The organism is Pontibacterium sp., assembly GCF_041587635.1.
In the GTDB taxonomy this organism is placed as follows: Bacteria; Pseudomonadota; Gammaproteobacteria; order Pseudomonadales; family Balneatricaceae; genus Pontibacterium.
This window is the reverse complement of record NZ_JBFGYC010000188.1, coordinates 1-6,665: the sequence shown is the minus strand read 5'-3', so window position 1 is coordinate 6,665 and position 6,665 is coordinate 1. Positions and strand designations below refer to the sequence as shown.

Here is a 6,665-nt window from a genome sequence, read left to right as displayed (position 1 = left end):
GCCACCACCTCAGGCTCAGCAACCACCACTGGCGCTTCTGCCACAGGCTCAGGCTCAGGCTCAGGCTCAGGCTCAGGCTCAGGCTCAACAATTTCCGGGACAGGCGTTGCTACTGTTTCAACCGGCGCTTCAACCGCGGGCGCGTCTTCAACCGTTTCAGGCTTAGACTCAACATCCGCTTCCGGCGCCGATTCAGAGCGTGCTTCAGGCTCGGCCGTCACATCCGCCGACGATTGCGTCTCAGCGGCTGCTTCAGATTCGGTGGTCGTTGTTTCTTCTGCCGCTACTTCGGCGGAAACAACCTGTTCCTTTTCTGCGTCGCCGCCACCAAAGAGCGATTTCAGCTTTTTAAACATCAGTGTTCCTCAATACAGTACGCAACCCCAACCGATATAATCATCGTCAGTTGTTGCCAATACTGTGATACAAGCGCATAAATTAATAAATTAGGTTCCGGCGTCTGACGAGGGTCTATGCTGTTGTAATCCGGTGAAAAAACCCGAATAGTGATAAAGAAGACCAGCTCAATATAACGCTGACTCGTTGCAGATAAACTTTTATGCAGGAGTCTTTTTGAATTACCGCCCGGTATCTTATCATAGAGCACCAATATCCATACAAAGGAAAGGACAGTAGAGACTTATGTCTGAACCCTATCAGCCTCTGTTTAATCGCACCTACCTGAAAGTACTGGTGTGGCTGTCCGCATTCGCCGTACTGTATCTGGCAACCATGGGCAGTCGGGAACCCGATTATCTGGAACTCAATAGTGCCGAAAAGCTCCCTATCTATTGGGTTGAGAACGAATCTGAGCAGACCAACGTAGCCATTTTGCTTCCTACCGGCGGCGCACTCACCCGTAGCGAAAAGCAGCTCCAAACACTGCTCGCGCAGGTGCTGGAGAATCAAATGGCTGCACAGGTTCTGCCAGAAGGTATCGAATATCAGCTCCAGCAAGCCCCCGATCAGCTAATTCTGACATTCCAGTGGCAAGATCAGGACGAGTTACCTAACTGGTCGTCGCTGTTTAGCGGGTTGCTGTCGTCAGTCGAAGCCAGTCGCTGGCAACCGGTGCTGGAAAAACTGAAAGCCCGTGATTACCTGCAATCACACAAGACCAATAACCAGCTGCTCAACAGTTACTTTCAGCATCTGACAGGCGGTGAACTGAGCGATCCCCTGGCGCTGCTCAATAGCCGTTATCAAAGCATGCTGAATAACGCGCGCTTTTTCATCAGTGGAAACGACAGCGATGAGTTGGCCGAACAGCTGATGGATCAGCCGCCACGGCTGGTGCCGTCCACTCGCCCGGATCGGAATATCGCCAGCAGTCAGCTTGAGAAGATTCTGCCGTCAGGTAACGACCGTCGTTATCATTTGCTTGTCGGTGCTGAGATTCCGGTACGCAACAGTGCTGACTTCATTGTGCATAAACTTGCCGCTCACACCCTGCAGAATGCATTGGCTCAAACCAGCACCAGTCTGAAGTTTGAGTATCGACAGCTTTGGTCATCGTTGGAAGATGTTGGTTATCGGGCCTTGTTACTGCATGCAGACCAGCCCTTGGACAATTTAATGCTGGCGCTTGAGAATCGAATCACGCCAGAACTGGCCGAAAACAGTCGTGATCAGGTGATCAGCCAGTGGAAAGAGCGGATGACAGAAGAGCGCAATCAGATCAGCGCTCTGCAACAAGTCGCCTTTTACGGTTTGCCTGCAGATACCCTGAATACCTACAGTGAAAGGCTGGGTAACGTTGAAATCTCCGACATCGTGAAGCTGGCCAAAGCCAGCGTTCAACCGGATAATCAGATCCGCATCCGGTTAGCTAACCGTACATCCGCTAATTAAGAGTGAGCCAGACCTTCAATGGGAAGACGAAACGCCCCCCGAAGAACCACCCCGACCGCAGAGAAAACCTCTCAGCTCCGCATTATTGGAGGCGAGTGGCGCGGTCGCCGTGTCTCGTTTACGCCCGTGCCAGGATTACGTCCAACACCGGACCGGGTACGTGAAACTCTCTTCAACTGGCTGCAACCCTACATTACCGGCGCACATTGTCTGGATCTGTTCAGCGGCAGCGGCGCACTGGGACTGGAGGCGTTATCACGTGGTGCGGAAACGGTCACCTTTATCGATCAGGAACCCTCTGTCGTGCGCCAGCTACGCAACAACCTTCAACTGCTTAAATGCAATAAAGCAGAAGTGGTGCAGGATTCCGTGCTGAACTGGCTGGAGAACCGTTGCGCGGGTCAGGAGCAACAATACGACATCATCTTTATGGACCCGCCGTTCCATAAAGACCTGGCCGCACCGTGCTGTGAATTGCTGGAAAGGCAGGGTCTGTTGGCGGCAGAAGCCGTGATCTATGTAGAAACAGAGTCAGAGCTGCGTGATAGCATCGCACCCGCTCACTGGCATCCTCACCGTCAAAAGGAAGCCGGTCAGGTCCGCTATCAGCTGTTTATTCGTGAAGATCAAGCCTGATCTTCAACCAGCCCGGTAAGAGGGGTTAACGGCTCACCCCTTTCAGATAGGTATCTATCACTTGTTCCGCCTGCTTGTGGCCTTTGCACAAGGCAGGCGTCATCAGTGATGTATTGATCAGGCTGTACATCAGCACCAGCAAGTTATCCGCCAGCAGATCCGGCTTACCTTTATTGGGTTTCGCCGCAATCTGCTTTTGCTTACGCGCTTTTTTGACTAATTTACTCAGACTCACCAGCCACTGAGTTCGCTCTTCCGTGATCTGCTCAGACAAACTCGCCAACTCAGGACAAACTACACCGCTCTGTTGATGGAACACTTGCCAGCGTTGGCGATAGCGGTCATCGCCCAACACCAGATCAAACCACTCCAACAGAAACTGCTTAATCGCGACCACCGCGCTTTGACGCGCAGCCTGAAGCTGGTCAAGAAACACCTCTTCCAATGGCAAGCGCCGCTCGTAATACAGGTTTTCAACCAGATCACTCCGGTTCTTGAAATGCCAGTACAGCGCGCCATGCGTCACCTCAGCCCCCGCCGCAATCGACTTCAGACTGGTCTGACTGATTCCCTGCTGACTAAACATCTCAAGCGCTGTATCCAGCAATGCCTGCTTTGTTTGTTCCGCTTGCTCTTTGGTGCGTCTGGCCACGTTAACTCCTGTTTGTACTGCCCTCGCTATGCTATCGCAAAACGTCTGAACACCCTGTTACAAACAGATTAAGGTTAACGCACTGTGACGGAGGTATTACCGCACGGGCAGTGCATCATCCAGGTAGAATCGCCCTTCCATAGTCTTCAGCTGCCCGGCAGTGACCCCTGGCGGTAATGTGAAGCGCGCTTTAAACAACCCACCCGCTCTGACCTGACCACTGACATGCGCAACCGAACGCAGCGTTTTGTCATCTTTCTTGAGCAACAAGCCTATGACCACCTGTTTCAGCAACGGGCCTTCACGATAGCGCCACACTGTATCCAGTGTGCGAGCATCAGGCGATGAGGTTTTCTCAAGCTTAAGGCGTGACTCAATTGCTTTTACAAAATTCGCATGTGCCTGCTGACGACGCGCTTCCTGCTTAGCCTGTTCATGTTGAACATACGCGCCAAACGCGGTGCCTAACAACGCCTGAACACCGCCACCTTCACCCGCTTTTGCACCCTGACTTTGCTGCCAGAGCACATTATCTTTTAACAAGCTGGCATATTGTGGGTTCTGTTGACCCGACTGGTAATACTGCCTGACGGCCTGCCCCACCTTTGCGGTTTCCGACTGACGCTCTGCATTCACGGGATGATCATGGGCAAATAGCGCTCTGGCATTACCTTCCAATTTATACTGACGCGCCCAGATACGACTTGCCGCCATCGGATCAAACCCAGCAAGGGCACTGTACAAAATACCGATCCGGTCGGCTTCACGTTCACTTTCGTGGGTAAATGCCGCCTGATATCCCCCCTTGCGGGCAGAGTTCGAGCGGGCCAGCGCACTCAGCTGAGCGTGACTCTGTCGTTCAAACACATGGTTCGCCACCGTATGAGCGATCTCATGTCCCAGCACAGCCGCTAACTCATCATCACTCTTCAGCTGTTCCATCAGTTCCAGATGCACCACAATATAGGTGCCGCCCGTGGTGAACGCATTGAAGCTGTCACGGTCGATCAGCACCGGCCGCCAGCGCTCGCTACGCAGGTGGCTGGAGGTATGAATCCGGTCGAAGATCCGCACTAAACGGTAATACTGATTCCGATCCAGCGCGGCATCAACCTTACGCCCTTCCTTCTTCTCTTTTGCCAGTATCTGCTCGACATAGCGGTTGCCCTGAGCAATTTGCTCAGAACGCCCCGCAAAGCTCAGGCTACGCTGTCCGGTCACCCGGTCTTCTTCGCTGACCGCATCAGCGACCTGATACAGGCCTTTGTCGATCTGCTGTAAAGTCTGGCATCCACCCAACAGTGCAAACACACCTGCGGCAACTACCATCCTGAACATCCGTTGCATCAGATAATACCCCTACGTTATATAGATAAATTGCATAAAAAGACGATTTTTTATTCCTGATTCAAATCAAATCATTCCATTATAGTATTTGTACGGCACTTGCAATTCGGATAATATGCCGCAAATGCAATATTGCTAATATTTCATCGGAAGCGTACCCCTGCGGGTAAAGTATGAATATCGCCGTATACCCAGGAACATTTGATCCTATCACCAATGGTCATTCAGACTTGGTGGAACGTGCCTCAAAGCTATTCGACAAGGTTGTTGTCGCCATTGCTGAGAGCCCTAAAAAGCAACCTCTGTTGCCTTTAGAAGCACGCACCTCACTGGTGCTTGATGTGGTAGGTCATCTGGACAATGTAGAAGTCGCGGGCTTTGACTGCCTGTTGGCCGACCTTGTCAAAGACCACAATGCTAACATTATATTGCGTGGTCTGAGGGCGGTATCGGACTTTGAGTACGAGTTTCAGTTGGCCAACATGAACCGTCAGCTCGCCCCGCAAGCGGAAAGTATTTTTCTGACCCCTGCGGAACACCTGTCGTTCATTTCATCGACCCTGATCCGTGAAATTGCCACGCTGGGAGGCGATGTGAGCAAATTTGTACATCCAGCAGTGGCGTCAGCCCTGAAAGAGCATCTGGGCAACTAATAAATTATTTGAATCAGTGAGGTAGCCGTCATGGCATTGATCATTACCGATGAATGCATCAACTGTGATGTATGTGAACCGGAGTGCCCGAACGAGGCGATCACTCCAGGGGACGAAATTTACGAAATCGAACCGTCTAAGTGTACTGAGTGTGTAGGTCATTATGACACCCCTCAGTGTGTAGAGGTTTGCCCGGTTGACTGTATCCCTAAAGATCCAGATCACGTGGAAAACGAAGATCAGCTGATGGAAAAATACAAACTGCTGACTGGTTCATAAGCGTTTGATTCCTTTCAAAAAAGCAGGCTTTATGCCTGCTTTTTTATTGCCTTTATATTCCTATCCGTCGCAAGACACCCAAAAAATTTGCGCTATCTCATAAAAACCGCTGCGATTGGCATATTAATGCCAATTTTCTGAGAGAAAACTCCCTCCTCAACAGAAATTAGCCTAGACTATCAGGAGTTTTTTCAGATCATCGTTTATGGATAGAATCATGTCAGACGTGGCTGTAGCAGCTCTGCCCTCTGAGGTAAGGAATATATTCCTGATTTCGGATAACACATCGCTTGTTCAACATCTCACAAGCCTGTTGCCTGCTGCCTGTGATCTGCATATCTCCCCGTCGGTATCATCTCTGTTAGATGAAGAGCAACCGGCCATAACACTCATCCTGATCGATTGCTCCTCCAGCCGCTGGACAGATACTCTTCACAAGCTTGAAGAGCTGCAAAAGAATGCCCAGGAAACAACCGTCGCATTGTTGAATGTCCCCGAAAAACAAAGCCTTAAGCAAGCGCTGAAGTGGCCTGTACTGCGCGGGATATTTACCACAGATATGGGTGCTGACTTGTTGCAGAAGGGATTTGAAGAGCTGTTGGAGGGTCGCTACTGGTTTTCCCGCAGCCAGATGAATCAGATGGCCAGTTTCCGCCAGGCACCACGTACACCGGCACCTAAAATCGCTGAAGCGCTCAGCCCTCGCGAAATGGAAGTGCTGGATCTGACCTCTCAGGGCAAAAGCAATGCGGATATCGCCAAGACCCTGTTCTTAAGCCAGCATACGGTCAAAACCCACCTGTATAACCTGTACAAGAAAATTGGCGTGGTTAACCGCACCCAAGCCGTTCATTGGTATCAGGAAAACCATTAAAAAACCCGTAACCGGACTAACGATTACGGGTTCTTATCTTTCATCGCCTTCCGACAGCGCTTACTGCTCTAACCAGTAAATCACCCGGTCACTGCCACGGAAACGGCCAAAGGTTGCGGTCGCTGAAGGATCGTTCGATCCCCCCCAGTTGAACTGCAGCCATTCCGGCACATCGTAGGTAATCGTGACGGCACCGGTGTTCCCTGCTCCCGTCGCGGTATACGTCAGATTCGCTTCACCCTCTGCAACATTCGATTCGATCGCCAGATCCGTGGTACCTGAACCAATTGAGACATTGCTGACCACGCCCTTCGACAGCGCGGATTCTCCATCAACCTGTAGGGTGATATTGCCGGTTGCCAGCAACGTGCAG

At 51.4% G+C, this 6,665-nt stretch carries 8 protein-coding genes and 1 pseudogene; 5 read left to right on the top strand and 4 right to left on the bottom strand.

The features are described from left to right. A pseudogene (locus ABYW01_RS10735) lies at nucleotides 1-356 on the bottom strand (hypothetical protein); the annotation flags it as partial. 286 nt (nucleotides 357-642) lie between these two features. Here ABYW01_RS10735 and ABYW01_RS10730 point away from each other — a divergent pair. Beyond that, nucleotides 643-1,851, top strand: a complete 1,209-nt coding sequence (locus ABYW01_RS10730) for a hypothetical protein (protein WP_372832632.1) — start codon at nucleotides 643-645, stop codon at nucleotides 1,849-1,851. Between the two features lie 18 nt (nucleotides 1,852-1,869). Then, nucleotides 1,870-2,487 carry a 16S rRNA (guanine(966)-N(2))-methyltransferase RsmD gene (gene rsmD, locus ABYW01_RS10725; protein WP_372832631.1) on the top strand — a complete coding sequence of 206 codons (618 nt, stop codon included), beginning with the start codon at nucleotides 1,870-1,872 and terminating at the stop codon, nucleotides 2,485-2,487. Between the two features lie 25 nt (nucleotides 2,488-2,512). On the opposite strand, the gene ABYW01_RS10720 is transcribed toward rsmD, so the two are convergent. After that, nucleotides 2,513-3,139, bottom strand: coding sequence for a TetR family transcriptional regulator (locus tag ABYW01_RS10720; protein ID WP_372832630.1), 627 nt, complete (start codon nucleotides 3,137-3,139; stop codon nucleotides 2,513-2,515). A 96-nt stretch (nucleotides 3,140-3,235) separates the two neighbouring features. Further along, nucleotides 3,236-4,468, bottom strand: a complete 1,233-nt coding sequence (locus ABYW01_RS10715) for a M48 family metallopeptidase (protein ID WP_372832628.1) — start codon at nucleotides 4,466-4,468, stop codon at nucleotides 3,236-3,238. 191 nt (nucleotides 4,469-4,659) lie between these two features. Between ABYW01_RS10715 and coaD the strand changes: the two genes are divergently transcribed. The 3 genes from coaD to ABYW01_RS10700 all read left to right on the top strand — a co-directional run bounded on the left by coaD (nucleotide 4,660) and on the right by ABYW01_RS10700 (nucleotide 6,292). Continuing rightward, nucleotides 4,660-5,139: a pantetheine-phosphate adenylyltransferase gene (gene coaD, locus ABYW01_RS10710; protein WP_193951263.1), complete on the top strand. Its 480-nt coding sequence runs from the start codon at nucleotides 4,660-4,662 to the stop codon at nucleotides 5,137-5,139. A 30-nt stretch (nucleotides 5,140-5,169) separates the two neighbouring features. Continuing rightward, on the top strand, nucleotides 5,170-5,418 hold the full coding sequence (locus tag ABYW01_RS10705) for a YfhL family 4Fe-4S dicluster ferredoxin (RefSeq protein WP_193951262.1): 249 nt from the start codon (nucleotides 5,170-5,172) through the stop codon (nucleotides 5,416-5,418). A gap of 217 nt (nucleotides 5,419-5,635) precedes the next feature. Continuing rightward, entirely contained in the window at nucleotides 5,636-6,292 is a 657-nt protein-coding gene (locus tag ABYW01_RS10700; protein ID WP_372832627.1) for a LuxR C-terminal-related transcriptional regulator, read from the top strand. A 60-nt stretch (nucleotides 6,293-6,352) separates the two neighbouring features. Here ABYW01_RS10700 and ABYW01_RS10695 read toward each other — a convergent pair. Further along, nucleotides 6,353-6,665, bottom strand: a 313-nt coding sequence (locus tag ABYW01_RS10695) for a DUF6701 domain-containing protein (protein WP_372832626.1), incomplete at its 5' end; no start/stop codon positions are given.

What these genes read in the sequence shown, in the direction of transcription:
- ABYW01_RS10730 (WP_372832632.1), top strand. Translation starts at nt 643, where the DNA reads ATGTCTGAACCCTATCAGCCTCTGTTTAATCGCACCTACCTGAAAGTA.
- rsmD (WP_372832631.1), top strand. Translation starts at nt 1,870, where the DNA reads ATGGGAAGACGAAACGCCCCCCGAAGAACCACCCCGACCGCAGAGAAA.
- ABYW01_RS10715 (WP_372832628.1), bottom strand. Translation starts at nt 4,468, where the DNA reads ATGGTAGTTGCCGCAGGTGTGTTTGCACTGTTGGGTGGATGCCAGACT.
- coaD (WP_193951263.1), top strand. Translation starts at nt 4,660, where the DNA reads ATGAATATCGCCGTATACCCAGGAACATTTGATCCTATCACCAATGGT.
- ABYW01_RS10705 (WP_193951262.1), top strand. Translation starts at nt 5,170, where the DNA reads ATGGCATTGATCATTACCGATGAATGCATCAACTGTGATGTATGTGAA.
- ABYW01_RS10700 (WP_372832627.1), top strand. Translation starts at nt 5,636, where the DNA reads ATGTCAGACGTGGCTGTAGCAGCTCTGCCCTCTGAGGTAAGGAATATA.